Raw genomic sequence first — 16,200 nt, forward strand, 5'->3', positions numbered from 1 at the left:
CGCAGGGAAGCCGTGGTGAGCTCCCAATACCTGTTTAAGGCACGGACGGCAAAACGCCGCCCCTGCTGAGGGTAAAAAACAAATCTTCGTCACACTTTATCGTTTGGATTAAGTGCCTCTGTCAACCGTTGTTGCAATACATCGCGCAATTCGGCATCAAGTGCGCGACGATCGCTGTTTGCCAGAATAAATAAATCCTCAACCCGCTCACCGATGGTGCTGATCCTCGCGCCATGCAGCGACACGCCCAAATCGGAGAAGACTTCACCCACGCGTGCCAGCAGGCCAGGCTGATCGAGCGCGATCAGTTCAAGATAGGTTCGGCGATCGGTATGGGTCGGCAGGAAATTAACCGCGGTATCGACGTTAAAGTGTTTCAGCCTGGCAGGCTGACGGCGGGTGCGCGGCGGTACCCAGCGGGTCTGCGTAATCGCCTGTTCCAGCGCCTGGCTGATCATCAGGTGGCGATCCGGCGACAGCGGGCTGCCATCCGGCTCCAGCACGATAAAGGTATCCATCGCCATACCGTCACGGCTGGTAAAGATCTGCGCATCGTGCACGCTGAGGTTACGGCGGTCCAGCTCACCGGCGACCGCCGCAAACAGGTAAGGGCGGTCCGGGCTCCAGATAAAGATTTCTGTGCCGCCGCGCGTGGCTTGTGGGCTGACCAATACCAGCGGTTTTTTCAGATCGTGATTCATCAGATGGCGCGCATGCCAGGCCAGCTGATTCGGCGTATGACGCAGGAAGTAGTCGGCACGGCAGCGGCCCCAAATCTGATGCAGCGCCTCTTCGTCAATATTATCCATCCGCAGCAGCGCCAGCGCCTGTAAACGGTGATGACGCACCCGTTCGCGCAGGTCCGGGCTGTTTTCCATACCGCGGCGCAGCTGTTTCTCAGTGGCGAAAAACAGTTCACGCAACAGGCTCTGTTTCCAGCTGTTCCAAAGGTTTTCATTGGTTGCGCAGATATCCGCCACGGTCAGGCACACCAGATAACGCAGGCGATTTTCATTCTGCATCACCTCGGCAAACTGCTGGATAACGGTCGGATCCTGGATATCACGGCGCTGTGCGGTGACGGACATCAATAAGTGGTGACGAACCAGCCAGGCGACCAGCTGAGTTTCACGCGAGTTCAGGCCGTGCATTTCGGCAAATTCGAGCGCATCCTGCGCGCCCAAAATCGAGTGGTCGCCGCCACGTCCTTTGGCGATATCGTGAAACAGTGCGGCCATCAGCAGCAGCTCAAGTTGCGGCAGGCGCGGCCAGAGCTCAACGCACAGCGGATGTCGCGGACGGGTACTCTCGTCGGCAAAGCTTTCCAGCTTTTGCAGCACGCGAATGGTGTGTTCATCAACGGTGTACGCGTGGAACAGATCAAACTGCATCTGGCCGACAATATTGCTCCACTGCGGCATATAGGCCCACAGCACGCTGTGACGATGCATTGGCAACAGCGCCCGGCTGACCGCGCCGGGATGGCGCAAAATGGCGAGAAACAGTTTTCGCGCCTCGGGAATGGTACAGAGTGGCTCTTTCAGATGACGGCGCGCATGGCGCAACTGGCGTAGCGTGGTCGAATAGATACCGCTTATGTTCTGATTGCGCACCATGTTGTAAAACATGCGCATAATCGCTTCCGGCTGGCGCTCAAACAGCGTCTCATCACGCAGATCGATGAGGGTGCCGCGCAGCTGGAAGTCATCATCAATCGCCCGCGGTTTTTCATCCGGCCCGAGTGCCAGAATCGCTTCGTCAAACAGCTGCAACAGCATCTGATTCAGCTCACTGATGCGGCGGGTGACGCGATAGAAATCTTTCATCATGCGCTCTACCGGCTCGTTGCCTTCACCCTGATAGTTCAGTCGTTGAGCAACATTCAGCTGGCGGTCGAACAGCAGACGATTGTCATAGCGCGGTAATGTCAGGTGCAGCGCAAAGCGTATGCGCCACAGCAAACTCTGACACTCATTTAACTCGTTGCGTTCGGCCTCGGTTAAAAAACCAAAACCGACCATTTCATCCAGCGAAGTGGCACCAAAATGACGTCGGGCGACCCACAGTAAAGTGTGGATATCACGCAGGCCGCCGGGGCTGCTTTTGATGTCCGGCTCCAGGTTATAACTGGTGCCGTGATAGCGTTTGTGGCGCTCTTTTTGCTCTTCAATTTTGGCCGCGAAGAAGCAGGAAGAAGGCCAGAATCCGTCGCTGAATACATTCTTTTGCAATTCAAGGAAAAGCGCGACATCACCGATTAGCATGCGCGATTCGATCAGGTTGGTCGCGACCGTCAAATCGGAAAGCCCTTCCAGCAGGCACTCTTCCAGCGTGCGCACGCTGTGGCCCACTTCCAGCTTCAGATCCCACATCAGCGTCAGCAGCTCGCCGGTACGCAGTGCCGCCTCTTCAGACAGCGGCTTGCGGCTAAGAATCAGCACATCAATATCCGAGAGTGGGTGCAGCTCGCCGCGGCCATAGCCGCCGACGGCAACCAGTGCAATATCGGACATCGATTCGAAACCGTAAAAACGCCAAAGCCGACGTAGCAGACGATCGATAAACAGGGTGCGGGCATCGATTAAATCTTCCGCATTTTCACCGGCGTCAAAGGCGTCAGCCAGCTGCTGCTGAAAGGCATCCAGATGCTGTTTCAGTATCTCGCGGGTAAGTTGCTCATCATCCCAGCAGGCGGGGGAGTCTGACAGTCCGAAATTTAATTTTTCCGTCACGCTATTACTCATCTGCGCTCTCTCCTGGTGATGTCAACGGCACACGGCCTGCGGTTTCAGACATAAAAAAGCCGGCTACAGAGCCGGCCTTCGTTAACGCTGGGAAATGAAAGACCACTCAGCCTTCATTCACTAACACTTGTTCGATGGTGTCATCTTTGCGCAGGGTTAAAATTTCACAGCCGTTTTCTGTCACCACAATAGTATGCTCGTACTGTGCGGACAAGCTGCGATCTTTAGTTTTTACCGTCCAGCCATCTTTCATGCTGCGAATACGGTAATCACCGGCATTGACCATCGGTTCGATGGTGAAAGTCATACCCGCCTGCAGTACTACGCCGCCATCATCCGCGTCGTAGTGCAGCACCTGAGGCTCTTCATGGAAGCCTTTGCCGATGCCGTGCCCACAGTATTCGCGTACTACTGAGAAATCTTGCGCTTCGACAAACTTCTGAATTTCACGACCAAGCGTGCGCAGGCGAATACCGGGCTTCACCATCCGCAGTGACAGGTACAGGCTCTCCTGGGTCACGCGGCACAGACGCTCGCCCTGTATAGTGGGTTTGCCGACGATAAACATCTTCGAGGTATCGCCATGATACTCATCTTTGATCACGGTAACGTCGATATTGACGATATCGCCATCGCGCAGGATTTTGTCGTCGCTTGGAATGCCGTGGCACACCACTTCGTTAACCGAGATACAGACTGATTTCGGGAAGCCGTGATAGCCGAGGCAGGCAGACACCGCCTGCTGTTTGTTTACGATATGATCGTGGCAAATACGATCCAATTCAGCGGTGGTGACACCCGGTTTGACGTGCGGCTCAATCATTTCCAGCACTTCGGCTGCCAGACGGCCTGCAACGCGCATCTTTTCGATTTCTTCAGGGGTTTTTATTGAAATAGCCATTAAATTTTTTCCGCGAATGTCGTCATTTTCGACAATAATATAGGCTGCGCTGCGTAATTCTGGCGTGCACCAGCGCGCTGCATGACCTTAGTACTGTAATGTTAACAGCCTGCCCAGGCGCTGCCAAATGCAGTTTGTGGCGCGCCAGCGCTGACAACATTTATTGGCGTCAGGGGCTGGATTGTGGTATAAAGCGCGCCGACGATTCTATGTACGATGATGTCTGTTGTACGAGAAACGCATAAATCTCATTATGTGTAAATAACACACACGTATCGACACATACGCCGGGGTGCCTGCGAAGAGCGTTATCGCTGTTCAGGGTCGGTTGTATGGGATACGTGGAGGCCCAACCCCAAATAATCTATATAGAGGTAATCATGGCAACTGTTTCCATGCGCGACATGCTCAAGGCTGGTGTTCACTTCGGTCACCAGACCCGTTACTGGAACCCGAAAATGAAGCCATTCATCTTCGGTGCACGTAACAAAGTTCACATCATCAACCTTGAAAAAACTGTACCAATGTTCAACGACGCTCTGGCTGAACTGAACAAGATCTCTGCCCGTAAAGGTAAGATCCTGATCGTTGGTACTAAGCGCGCTGCAAGCGAAGCGGTAAAAGATGCTGCTCTGAGCTGCGACCAGTTCTTCGTTAACCATCGCTGGTTGGGTGGTATGCTGACCAACTGGAAAACCGTTCGTCAGTCCATCAAACGTCTGAAAGATCTGGAAACTCAGTCTCAGGACGGTACTTTCGAGAAGCTGACCAAGAAAGAAGCACTGATGCGTGGTCGTGAACTGGCCAAGCTGGAAAACAGCCTGGGCGGTATCAAAGACATGGGCGGCCTGCCAGACGCACTGTTTGTTGTTGATGCTGACCACGAACACATCGCAATCAAAGAAGCAAACAACCTGGGTATTCCGGTATTTGCTATCGTTGATACTAACTCTGATCCGGATGGCGTTGATTTCGTTATCCCTGGTAACGACGATGCGATCCGTGCTGTAAGTCTGTACCTGACCGCAGTGGCTACCACTGTGCGTGAAGGTCGTTCTCAGGATCTGGCTCAGCAAGCTGAAGAAACCTTCGCTGAAGCTGAGTAATAAGGCTAGCTCTTAATCGAGCCCTTAATACCAAAAAGCACCCGCAAGGGTGTCTGGTATAGTCAGATAGTGATCTGTAAGGGGCCCCTCAAGGCCCCTTTATTGTTTTAAGTCTGCCTTGCCGGGCGTCAGATTGGGCGAGGCGGAGTAAATCTCCTGCGAATTAAACACTGTTGCTACCTTGTGTACGCAGCAGGTTCACAGTTAACCGAGGAATTTAGAATGGCTGATATTACCGCTGCATTGGTAAAAGAACTGCGCGAGCGTACTGGCGCGGGCATGATGGATTGCAAAAAATCGCTGACCGAAGCGAATGGCGACATCGAGCTGGCGATCGAAAACATGCGTAAGTCTGGCGCAATCAAAGCTGCTAAAAAAGCGGGCAACGTTGCAGCTGATGGCGTGATCAAAACCAAAATCGTTGGCGACTACGCGGTGATTCTGGAAGTCAACTGCCAGACCGACTTCGTCGCAAAAGATGCTGGTTTCCAGGCGTTTGCTGACAAAGTTCTGGACGCAGCAACAGCTGACCGCATCACTGATATTGAAGTTCTGAAAGCGCAGTTCGAAGAAGAGCGCGTTGCACTGGTTGCTAAAATCGGTGAGAACATCAACATCCGTCGTGTTGCTGTACTGGAAGGCGAGCAGCTGGGTAGCTACCTGCACGGCGCACGTATCGGCGTACTGGTTTCTGCTAAAGGCGCTGATGAAGACCTGATCAAGCAGGTTGCAATGCACGTTGCAGCAAGCAAGCCTGAGTTTGTTAACCCAGAAGACGTGTCTGCTGACGTGGTTGAGAAAGAGTACCAGGTTCAGCTGGACATCGCTATGCAGTCTGGCAAACCAAAAGAAATCGCAGAGAAAATGGTTGAAGGCCGCATGAAGAAATTCACCGGCGAAGTTTCTCTGACTGGTCAGCCTTTCGTTATCGATCCAAGCAAAACCGTTGGTCAGGCACTGAAAGAAAAAGGTGCTTCCGTGGTTAACTTCATCCGCTTTGAAGTGGGCGAAGGCATCGAGAAAGTTGAAAACGACTTCGCAGCAGAAGTTGCGGCCATGTCCAAGCAGTAATCATGGTTATTAAGAACCGCCAGATGGCGGTTCTTTTTTTGCCCGTCGTCCCTGACGCCTTGCGGCATCACCCCTGACGAAGGGCAAAATAAGTTTTATCTGGTGATGTTTAGCACCACCTATTTTCAGTCTCATCCCAATAGCATTTTTATCTGGCTAAGCGGATGATACATCAGATTTACCTCTTCCAATTTGATGATAGCTTCCAGGAAAAAAGACCATGGCTACCAATGCAAAACCTGTATATCAACGTATTCTGCTTAAACTGAGCGGTGAAGCACTGCAAGGTGCTGAAGGTTTCGGTATCGATGCAAGCGTACTTGATCGAATGGCGCAAGAAGTTAAAGAGCTGGTCGAGCTCGGCATTCAGGTGGGCGTGGTGATCGGCGGTGGTAACCTGTTCCGTGGTGCCGGTCTGGCACAGGCTGGCATGAACCGTGTTGTTGGCGACCATATGGGAATGCTGGCAACCGTGATGAACGGCCTTGCAATGCGTGATGCGTTGCACCGTGCCTATGTCAATGCGCGCCTGATGTCAGCGATTCCACTGAATGGCGTGTGTGACAACTACAGCTGGGCTGAAGCTATCAGTTTATTACGTAACAATCGCGTAGTGATCTTCTCTGCCGGTACCGGTAATCCTTTCTTTACCACTGACTCTGCAGCTTGCCTGCGCGGCATCGAAATCGAAGCCGACGTGGTACTGAAAGCCACTAAAGTTGACGGCGTTTATTCTGCCGATCCGGTGAAGAACCCGGAAGCCGTTCTGCACGATCAACTGACTTATCAGGATGTGCTGGAGCGTGAACTGAAAGTGATGGATTTGGCGGCATTTACTCTGGCACGCGACCACTCGCTGCCTATCCGTGTGTTCAATATGAACAAGCCGGGTGCACTGCGTCGCGTGGTGATGGGTGAAAAAGAAGGCACGCTGATTACGCATTAATATCAGTCACAGCGTAAAATAGGGTATATTCTGTCGGTGCGATACGCTCCGTTCAGGATGTTTGCCAAAATAGTTCGGGTTGCTGCTAACGCCTGGCAAACCGAAGTATGATAGCTCTATCGACGATTATTTAACGGGTCTTAGCTGACTAAGGCCTGCCTGGTAACCAGAATCCAAGGGTTCCAACGTGATTAACGACATCAGAAAAGATGCAGACCAGCGCATGGAAAAATGCCTGGACGCATTCAAAAACCATATCAGCAAAATTCGCACCGGCCGTGCGTCACCGAGCATTCTCGACGGAATTATGGTTGAGTACTACGGTGCTGCTACTCCGCTGCGTCAGCTCGCCAACGTGACCGTTGAAGATTCACGTACGTTGAAAATTAACGTGTTTGACCGCTCTTTAAGTCAGGCCGTTGAGAAAGCGATTATGACCTCAGATTTAGGTCTGAACCCAAGTTCAGCTGGAACTGATATCCGTGTTCCACTGCCAGCACTGACTGAAGAGCGTCGTAAAGACCTGATCAAGGTCGTGCGTGGTGAAGCCGAGCAGGGTCGTGTTTCAGTGCGTAACGTGCGTCGTGATGCTAACGACAAAGTGAAAGCGCTGCTGAAAGACAAAGAGATCAGTGAAGACGAAGAGCGTCGTTCACAGGATGATATTCAGAAAATGACTGACGTCTATATCAAGAAAATTGATACAGCGCTGGCCGAAAAAGAAGCGGAGCTGATGGAATTCTGATTCCCGTCATGCACCGTTGAAACGCCGTACAGATTCCCGTTCAGACAGAATGGTGGGTCTGGCGGCGTTTTGCATTTTGATTATTATAGTTCATGCGGATCATCGCCACGCGCGCCACCGCTCTGCATGGAATGATATTGGGTATAACAGAGCAGCCTTATGAAGCAATTGACCATCCTCGGCTCGACCGGTTCAATCGGCACCAGCACCCTGGCAGTGGTGCGTGAAAATCCCCATTTGTTTGCCGTGAAGGCGCTGGTTGCCGGACGCAATGTCGAGCTGATGGCCGAGCAGTGTCAGGTTTTTCGTCCCGCTTATGCGGCGATGTCTGATGAAGCTTCCGCTCAGGCGCTACGCCAGCGTTTACAGCAGCTGAATGTCGCTACCGAGGTGTTCGCCGGTGAACAGGCAGCCTGCGAGCTGGCCGCGCTGGATGAGGTCGATCAGGTGATGGCGGCCATCGTCGGCGCTGCCGGTCTTTTACCCACTCTCGCCGCCATTCGCGCTGGTAAAACCATCCTGTTAGCCAATAAAGAGTCGCTGGTCACCTGTGGTCGACTGTTTATGGATGAGGTTCGTCACGCCAGCGCTCAATTGTTGCCGATTGATAGCGAACACAATGCCATTTTTCAGAGTTTGCCTGCTTCCATCCAGCAGCAGTTAGGTTACGCTGATCTCGGGGAAAATGGCATCGACAGCATTATCCTCACGGGATCGGGTGGTCCGTTTCGGGAAACGCCGCTGGCCGCGCTTGACAGCGTAACGCCGGATCAGGCGTGTGCACATCCGAACTGGTCGATGGGGCGTAAAATCTCCGTTGATTCGGCCACCATGATGAATAAAGGTTTGGAATACATTGAAGCCCGCTGGCTGTTTAACGCCACTGATGCCCAGATGGAAGTGATTTTGCACCCACAGTCGGTCATTCACTCCATGGTCCGTTACCGTGACGGCAGTGTGATAGCTCAATTGGGTTCACCAGATATGCGCACGCCAATTGCCCATGCGATGGCCTGGCCGCAACGCGTCAGCGCCGGTGTAACACCGCTGGACTTCACGCGTATGGGAGCACTCACTTTCGCCGAGCCAGATTTTACTCGCTATCCCTGCCTGAAACTGGCGATGGATGCCTGTGAAGCTGGACAGTCTGCGACCACTGCACTGAATGCGGCGAATGAAGTCGCTGTTGCAGCGTTCCTGAATACAGAGATTCGCTTCACCGATATTGCCGCACTGAACAGCGCGGTACTGGCGTCGCTTTCCTGTCAGGAGCCGCAGAGCGTTGAGGCGGTGATTGAGATCGACAAACTGGCGCGTGTTGCGGCAACCGAGTTGCTACCTCGCTTTACTGCCCGGCGTTAATTCAACGTTTTGCGGCGTCGCCATTTGTTAGCTGAAGCCGGAAATGGTATAGTCAGCGACTTCCGTTTGGCAGTTACGACCTGCGATAACGGCAGTGAGAGCCGTGTAAAACACGGCTTTTTTGCGCCAGCGTGCAAGGTATTCAGAAACCGTTGTATTTCTGATTAAAGGAAATAATTACGCGTTATGTCGTCCGAAAATCAATTACAAGCCGATGACCAGCTCGGGGCTGGCCCCCACCACGTGGCCATCATCATGGATGGCAACGGTCGCTGGGCAAAGAATCAAGGCAAATTGCGTATCTCTGGTCATAAAGCGGGAGTGAAATCGGTTCGTCGCGCCGTAAGCTTTGCCGTGAGCAACAAGCTCGATGCGCTCACGCTTTATGCCTTTAGTAGCGAAAACTGGAACCGTCCGCCGCAGGAAGTGATGGCGTTGATGGAGCTTTTCGTCTGGGCGCTCGACAGCGAAGTTAAAAGTCTGCATAAGCATAATGTTCGTTTGCGAATTATTGGTGACATCAGTCGCTTTAATTTACGCTTACAAGAGCGTATTCGCCGTGCTGAGGAACTTACTCAACAAAATAATGGACTAACGCTCAACATTGCCGCGAATTATGGCGGCCGTTGGGATATTATCCATGGCGTAAGACAAATTGCTGAACAGGTGCAGGAAGGATTACTTCGTCCCGATCAGATCGAGGAAGAGACCCTGGAGAAGCATCTTTGTCTTAGCAAGCTGGCGCCAGTGGATCTGGTAATAAGGACCGGGGGAGAACATCGCATCAGTAACTTCCTGCTGTGGCAAGTGGCCTACGCAGAGTTTTACTTTACTGATGTTCTTTGGCCTGATTTTGATGAACAAGTTTTTGAAGGTGCAATGAATGCTTTCTCACATCGAGAGCGTCGGTTTGGCGGCGCAGCACCTGGTAGCGCCTGAGCGCACTGGGGGTAACCTTTGCTGAAGTCTCGCTTGATTACAGCGTTCATACTGATTCCGGTGGTGATTGCCGCATTGTTCTTGCTGCCGCCGCTGGGCTTCATGATTACCACTCTGGTGGTATGCATGCTGGCCGCATGGGAATGGGGCCAGTTCGCGGGCTTTGCATCCCGTACTCAACGTATCTGGCTGGCCGTGCTTTGCGGCCTGCTGCTCGCCTTAATGATGCTGACGCTTCCGGTGTATCAGCACTCTGTGCAGTTACCTCAAATCAGTTTCTGGCTGTGGGCGTCGCTCGGCTGGTGGATTGTGGCGCTGGGATTAGTGCTGTTTTATCCGGCCTCCGCGGCGCTGTGGCGTCAGTCGCGCATTCTGCGATTAGTGTTTGGTATCCTGACGATTGTGCCTTTCTTCTGGGGCATGCTGGCATTGCGCCAGTATCATTATGATGTCGATCATTATGCAGGTGCCTGGTGGCTACTGTATGTGATGTTTCTGGTTTGGGGTGCAGATTCAGGCGCCTATATGTTTGGCCGCCTGTTTGGCAAACACAAGCTGGCACCCAAAGTGTCGCCAGGTAAAACCTGGGAAGGCTTCTTTGGTGGATTACTGACGTCAGCGCTGATCTCATGGTTGTTTGGCATGTGGGCACCGCTGGCTGTCCAGCCGGGCACCTTGTTAATCTGTTCAGTCACCGCGGCGTTAGCATCGGTACTGGGCGACCTGACAGAAAGTATGTTTAAACGCGAAGCAGGGATTAAAGACAGCGGAAATCTGATTCCGGGTCACGGTGGCATTCTTGACCGTATCGACAGTCTGACGGCCGCAGTGCCGGTATTTGCCTGTCTGCTGTTGCTGGTTTTCAGGAACCTTTAAGGGACGCAATTGCTATGTTGAGCATACTCTGGAGCCTGGCTGCCTTTATCGTTGCGCTGGGCGTGTTGATTACCGTCCACGAGTTCGGCCACTTCTGGGTCGCCCGTCGCTGTGGCGTAAAAGTTGAGCGCTTTTCTGTTGGCTTCGGTAAGGCGCTGTGGCGTCGCCGTGATAAGCAGGGCACCGAGTATGTGATTGCGCTGATCCCGTTGGGTGGCTACGTTAAGATGCTCGACGAGCGCGTCGAAAGCGTGCCGCCTGAGTTGCGCCATCAATCCTTCAATAACAAAACCGTGCTGCAGCGTGCATCTATTATTGCCGCTGGCCCACTGGCTAACTTTATTTTCGCTATCTTTGCTTACTGGCTGGTATTTATTCACGGCGTACCTGGCGTTCGCCCGGTGGTTGGTGAAATAGTAAGCGGTTCGGTAGCGGCAGAGGCGCAAATTGCGCCAGGTATGGAACTAAAAGCAGTAGACGGTATCGAAACGCCTGATTGGGATGCGGTTCGAATGGCGCTGGTGGCAAAAATCGGCGACGAGGAAACCACCGTTAGTGTTGCGCCGTTTGGCTCATCGCAATCAACGGAAAAAAAGCTCAATTTGCGTAACTGGCAATTCGAGCCTGATAAGCAAGATCCGGTGGTGTCACTGGGGATTCGTCCACGTGGGCCAGAGATAGAATCTGTGCTGGCAGAAGTGCAGTCTGGCTCACCTGCAAGTGAGGCAGGTTTGCAAGCTGGCGACAGGATCGTTAAAGTCGATGGTCAGCTGTTAGAGCAATGGCAGAGTTTTGTTACTCAGGTACGTAATAATCCGGGTAAAGACATTGCTTTAGACGTGGAGCGCCAGGGTGAAGTGGTCCGATTGACGCTGACCCCTGAAGCTAAGCCGGATAACAGTGCTGAAGGTTTTGCTGGGGTAATCCCGCGCATTGTTCCACTGCCGGATGAATATAAAACGGTGCGTCAGTATGGTCCGTTTGCGGCAATTGGTCAGGCCACGGATAAAACCTGGCAACTGATGAAGCTGACGGTCGGCATGCTTGGCAAGCTGATAACCGGTGATGTTAAGCTGAATAATCTGAGCGGGCCGATTTCGATCGCGCAGGGTGCCGGGATGTCAGCTGAGTACGGTGTGATCTATTATCTGATGTTCCTCGCGTTAATTAGCGTGAACCTCGGGATTATCAACCTGTTCCCATTACCGGTTTTAGATGGTGGTCATCTGCTCTTTCTGGCGATCGAAAAGATCAAAGGAGGACCGGTGTCCGAGCGAGTTCAGGACTTCAGTTATCGTATCGGCTCGATTTTGCTGGTGCTGTTAATGGGGCTTGCACTATTCAATGATTTCTCTCGCTTGTAGCCGCCGCAAGGCGCATGCAGGCTCGGGATGTGTTAGGAAGAACGCATAACAACGATGGCGATGAAAAAGTTGCTCATAGCGTCGCTGCTGTTTAGCAGCGCCACCGTATACGGTGCAGACGGGTTCGTAGTGCAGGACATTCATTTCGAAGGGCTGCAGCGAGTTGCCGTCGGTGCGGCCTTGCTTAGCATGCCTGTGCGCGTAGGGGATACGGTGTCTGACGATGACATCAGTAATACCATTCGCTCCCTGTTTGCGACCGGAAACTTCGAAGACGTTCAGGTCCTGCGTGACGGCACTACGCTGATCGTGCAGGTTAAAGAACGTCCGACCATTGCCAGCATCACTTTCTCCGGTAACAAAGCGGTGAAAGAAGACATGCTTAAGCAGAACCTGGAAGCCTCTGGTGTGCGCGTTGGCGAAGCGCTGGACCGCACCACTATCTCGACTATCGAGAAAGGTCTGGAGGATTTCTACTACAGCGTGGGTAAATACAGCGCCAGCGTAAAAGCTGTCGTTACGCCGTTGCCGCGTAACCGTGTCGATCTGAAACTGGTATTCACCGAAGGTGTTTCTGCCAAGATTCAGCAGATCAACGTGGTAGGCAATAAGGCGTTCAGCTCTGAAGAGCTGATCTCCCGCTTCCAGCTGCGCGACGAGGTGCCGTGGTGGAACGTGGTTGGCGATCGTAAATACCAGAAACAGAAACTGGCCGGTGACCTTGAGACCCTGCGCAGCTTCTATCTGGATCGCGGTTATGCACGCTTTAATATCGATTCGACTCAGGTCAGCCTGACGCCGGATAAAAAAGGCATTTATATCACCATCAACATTACTGAAGGCGATCAGTACAAGCTTTCTGGTGTGGTGGTGAACGGTAACCTGGCAGGTCACTCAGCTGAAATTGAGAGCATGACCAAAATCAATCCAGGTGAGCTGTACAACGGCGCGAAAGTGACCCGTATGGAAGACGACATCAAGAAAATGTTGGGTCGTTATGGCTATGCCTATCCACGCGTGGTGACTCAGCCAGAAATTAACGACGCTGATAAAACCGTTAAGCTGCACGTTAACGTTGATGCGGGCAACCGCTACTACGTGCGTAAAGTGCGTTTCGAAGGTAACGATACGTCGAAAGATTCCGTTCTGCGTCGCGAAATGCGCCAGATGGAAGGCGCATGGCTGGGCAGTGACCTGGTTGAGCAGGGCAAAGAGCGTCTGAACCGTACCGGCTATTTTGAAACCGTCGAAACCGACACCCAGCGTGTCCCGGGCTCACCGGATCAGGTCGATGTGGTATACAAAGTTAAAGAACGTAACACCGGTACCTTTAACTTCGGTGTCGGTTACGGTACGGAAAGTGGCGTCAGCTTCCAGGTGGGTGTTCAGCAGGAAAACTGGCTGGGTACCGGTAATACCGTGGGTATCAGCGGTACCAAGAACGATTACCAGACCTATGCTGAGTTCTCTCTGACCGATCCGTACTTTACCGTTGATGGTGTCAGCCTTGGTGGCCGCATCTTCTACAACGACTTTAAAGCGGATAACGCGGACCTGTCTGACTATACCAACACCAGTTATGGTGTTGACGGTACGCTGGGCTTCCCGATTAACGAAAACAACACCCTGCGTGTTGGTTTAGGTTACGTGCATAACGACCTGTCCGATATGCAACCGCAAATCGCGATGTGGCGTTATCTGGACTCTGTTGGCGAGAACCCTAACCGAACCCAGCGCAGTGAATACTCGGCTGATGACTTCACCTTTAACTATGGCTGGACGTATAACAACCTGGACCGTGGATTCTTCCCGACTTCAGGTAACCGTACAAACCTGAATGGTAAAGTCACTATCCCTGGTTCTGACAACAGCTTCTATAAAGTGACGCTGGACAGCCAGCAGTACATGCCGATCAACGACGATCGTACCTGGGTACTGTTAGGTCGTGGTCGTCTGGGCTACGGTGATGGCTTAAGCGGTAAAGAATTGCCGTTCTACGAAAACTTCTATGCCGGTGGTTCCAGCACCGTGCGTGGTTTCCGTTCGAACAACATCGGTCCGAAAGCGGCCTACTACAATAACAACTCGTCAACCTGTTCCGGCTCTCAGCCGATTTGTAACTCTGACGATGCGGTTGGTGGTAACGCGATGGCAGTCGCCAGCATGGAGCTGATTACGCCAACGCCATTCCTCAGTGAGAAGTATTCTAACTCGGTGCGTACATCGCTGTTCGTCGATGCCGGTACCGTTTGGGATACCAACTGGGAAAATACCGCCGAGACTCGCGCTGCAGGCGTGCCGGATTACAGCAAGCCTAACAACGTACGTGTGTCTGCCGGTCTGGCGCTGCAGTGGATGTCTCCACTCGGCCCGCTGGTGTTCTCCTACGCGCAGCCGGTTAAAAAGTATGAGGGAGATAAAGCAGAGCAGTTCCAGTTTAACATTGGTAAAACCTGGTAACTTCCTGCGCATGGAAGCGACTCAAGTGAGTATCGCGTTGTCACACGGCAGCCTCGTTGCTGCCGATGTCACGCAAAACATGTGTCTGTGACACGAACGGTGATGGTAAGGAGTTTATAGTGAAAAAGTTGTTGTGTGCCGCAGGTCTGGGTCTTGCTTTAGCTGTTTCAGCTGGCGCTCAGGCTGCTGACAAAATTGCAGTGGTAAACGTTTCCAGCATTTTCCAACAGTTACCGCAGCGTGCGACAGTTGCGAAACAGCTTGAAAATGAATTTAAAGGCCGCGCAAGCGAACTACAGAACCAGGAGCGTGATCTGCAAACTAAAATGCAGCGTCTGCAGCGTGACGGTTCAACCATGAAGGCCAGCGATCGCAGCCGCATGGAAAAAGACATTATGACGCAGCGCGAAGCGTTCTCCACGAAAGCTCAGGCTTTCGAGCAGGATAACCGTCGCCGTCAGAGTGAAGAACGTAACAAAATCCTGAGCCGTATTCAGGATGCAGTGAAGAAAGTGGCTGACAGCGAAGGTTACGACGTTGTTATCGATGCAAACGCGGTTGCGTATGCCTCTAATTCCAAAGACATCACTGCTGATGTACTGAAACAGGTTAAATAAGACATGTCTTCAATTCGACTGGCTGATTTAGCCCAGCAGTTGGATGCAGAATTGCACGGAGATGGCGATATCGCCATCTCCGGCATTGCTTCTATGCAATCCGCCCAAAACGGTCAGATCACTTTTTTAGCAAACAGCCGCTACCGCGAGCAGCTCGCAACCTGCCAGGCTTCAGCCGTGGTGCTGACGGAAGCGGATCTGGAGTGGTGCCAAAGCGCCGCGCTGATCGTAAAGAATCCGTATCTGACTTATGCCCGTATGGCGCAACTGTTGGATACCACGCCGCAACCGGCCAGTAATATTGCACCGAGCGCGGTTATTGATACTGCTGCGAAGCTCGGTAACAACGTCTCAGTGGGCGCAAATGCGGTCATCGAATCCGGCGTTGAGCTGGGTGACAATGTGGTGATTGGTGCCGGCTGTTTTATCGGTAAAAACACCCGCATCGGTGCTGGCACACGGCTTTGGGCCAATGTTTCTGTCTATCACGAAGTACGCATCGGTGAACAATGCCTGATCCAGTCGGGGACGGTGATTGGCGCAGATGGCTTCGGATACGCTAACGATCGCGGCAATTGGGTTAAAATCCCCCAGCTTGGCACCGTGATCATCGGCGATCGGGTAGAGATAGGTGCCTGTACCACTATCGACCGTGGTGCGTTGGATAACACTCAAATCGGCAATGGTGTTATCATTGATAACCAGTGCCAGATTGCACATAACGTTGTGATTGGCGACAATACCGCAGTTGCGGGTGGCGTTATCATGGCGGGCAGCCTGACTATCGGGCGCTACTGTATGATTGGTGGCGCAAGCGTAATTAATGGTCACATGGAAATTTGTGACAAAGTTACGGTCACTGGTATGGGAATGGTGATGCGACCAATCACTGAACCTGGGGTATACTCTTCAGGAATTCCGCTGCAACCCAACAAAACCTGGCGCAAAACTGCGGCGTTGGTGATGAACATCGATGAAATAAGCAAACGCTTAAAAGCCATCGAGCGCAAAGTCGACAAAGACTAAGCAAACATCCCGCGTCTGACCGGCTTTCATAATTAAAACATGC

Annotated in this window: 13 protein-coding genes; 11 read left to right on the forward strand and 2 right to left on the reverse strand. The window is 52.5% G+C overall.

The genetic code is table 11. From position 1 onward, the window contains the following. Positions 1–89: 89 nt before the first annotated feature. Complete coding sequence (gene glnD, locus RIN69_RS04535; protein WP_313855856.1) at positions 90–2,744, reverse strand: bifunctional uridylyltransferase/uridylyl-removing protein GlnD; 2,655 nt, start codon at positions 2,742–2,744, stop codon at positions 90–92. A gap of 106 nt (positions 2,745–2,850) precedes the next feature. Beyond that, positions 2,851–3,645: a type I methionyl aminopeptidase gene (gene map / locus RIN69_RS04540; protein ID WP_313855857.1), complete on the reverse strand. Its 795-nt coding sequence runs from the start codon at positions 3,643–3,645 to the stop codon at positions 2,851–2,853. A gap of 380 nt (positions 3,646–4,025) precedes the next feature. On the opposite strand from map, the gene rpsB reads away from it, so the two are divergent. From rpsB to lpxD, 11 genes are all read left to right on the forward strand, one after another. Continuing rightward, entirely contained in the window at positions 4,026–4,751 is a 726-nt protein-coding gene (gene rpsB / locus RIN69_RS04545) for a 30S ribosomal protein S2 (RefSeq protein ID WP_313855858.1), read from the forward strand. Positions 4,752–4,973: 222 nt separating this feature from the next. Next, entirely contained in the window at positions 4,974–5,822 is an 849-nt protein-coding gene (tsf, locus tag RIN69_RS04550; RefSeq protein WP_313855859.1) for a translation elongation factor Ts, read from the forward strand. A 220-nt stretch (positions 5,823–6,042) separates the two neighbouring features. Further along, positions 6,043–6,768 (forward strand): UMP kinase, encoded by a 726-nt coding sequence (pyrH, locus tag RIN69_RS04555; RefSeq protein WP_313855860.1) that lies wholly within the window; start codon positions 6,043–6,045, stop codon positions 6,766–6,768. Positions 6,769–6,955: 187 nt separating this feature from the next. After that, positions 6,956–7,513 (forward strand): ribosome recycling factor, encoded by a 558-nt coding sequence (gene frr, locus RIN69_RS04560; RefSeq protein ID WP_313855861.1) that lies wholly within the window; start codon positions 6,956–6,958, stop codon positions 7,511–7,513. A 159-nt stretch (positions 7,514–7,672) separates the two neighbouring features. Beyond that, positions 7,673–8,875: a 1-deoxy-D-xylulose-5-phosphate reductoisomerase gene (ispC, locus tag RIN69_RS04565; RefSeq protein ID WP_313855862.1), complete on the forward strand. Its 1,203-nt coding sequence runs from the start codon at positions 7,673–7,675 to the stop codon at positions 8,873–8,875. A 186-nt stretch (positions 8,876–9,061) separates the two neighbouring features. Continuing rightward, positions 9,062–9,814, forward strand: a complete 753-nt coding sequence (ispU, locus tag RIN69_RS04570; RefSeq protein ID WP_313855863.1) for a (2E,6E)-farnesyl-diphosphate-specific ditrans,polycis-undecaprenyl-diphosphate synthase — start codon at positions 9,062–9,064, stop codon at positions 9,812–9,814. Between the two features lie 18 nt (positions 9,815–9,832). Further along, positions 9,833–10,690: a phosphatidate cytidylyltransferase gene (gene cdsA, locus RIN69_RS04575; RefSeq protein ID WP_313855864.1), complete on the forward strand. Its 858-nt coding sequence runs from the start codon at positions 9,833–9,835 to the stop codon at positions 10,688–10,690. A 14-nt stretch (positions 10,691–10,704) separates the two neighbouring features. After that, a complete protein-coding gene (gene rseP, locus RIN69_RS04580) occupies positions 10,705–12,054 on the forward strand; it encodes a sigma E protease regulator RseP (RefSeq protein WP_313855867.1) in 1,350 nt (449 codons plus the stop codon). A gap of 54 nt (positions 12,055–12,108) precedes the next feature. After that, positions 12,109–14,514, forward strand: a complete 2,406-nt coding sequence (gene bamA, locus RIN69_RS04585) for an outer membrane protein assembly factor BamA (RefSeq protein ID WP_313855870.1) — start codon at positions 12,109–12,111, stop codon at positions 14,512–14,514. Between the two features lie 119 nt (positions 14,515–14,633). Beyond that, positions 14,634–15,131: a molecular chaperone Skp gene (gene skp / locus RIN69_RS04590; protein WP_313855873.1), complete on the forward strand. Its 498-nt coding sequence runs from the start codon at positions 14,634–14,636 to the stop codon at positions 15,129–15,131. A gap of 3 nt (positions 15,132–15,134) precedes the next feature. Continuing rightward, positions 15,135–16,157 carry a UDP-3-O-(3-hydroxymyristoyl)glucosamine N-acyltransferase gene (gene lpxD, locus RIN69_RS04595; protein ID WP_313855875.1) on the forward strand — a complete coding sequence of 341 codons (1,023 nt, stop codon included), beginning with the start codon at positions 15,135–15,137 and terminating at the stop codon, positions 16,155–16,157. The last annotated feature ends 43 nt before the right edge of the window (positions 16,158–16,200 follow it).

Source organism: Winslowiella toletana, assembly GCF_032164335.1.
Taxonomy (GTDB): domain Bacteria; phylum Pseudomonadota; class Gammaproteobacteria; order Enterobacterales; family Enterobacteriaceae; genus Erwinia; species Erwinia toletana_A.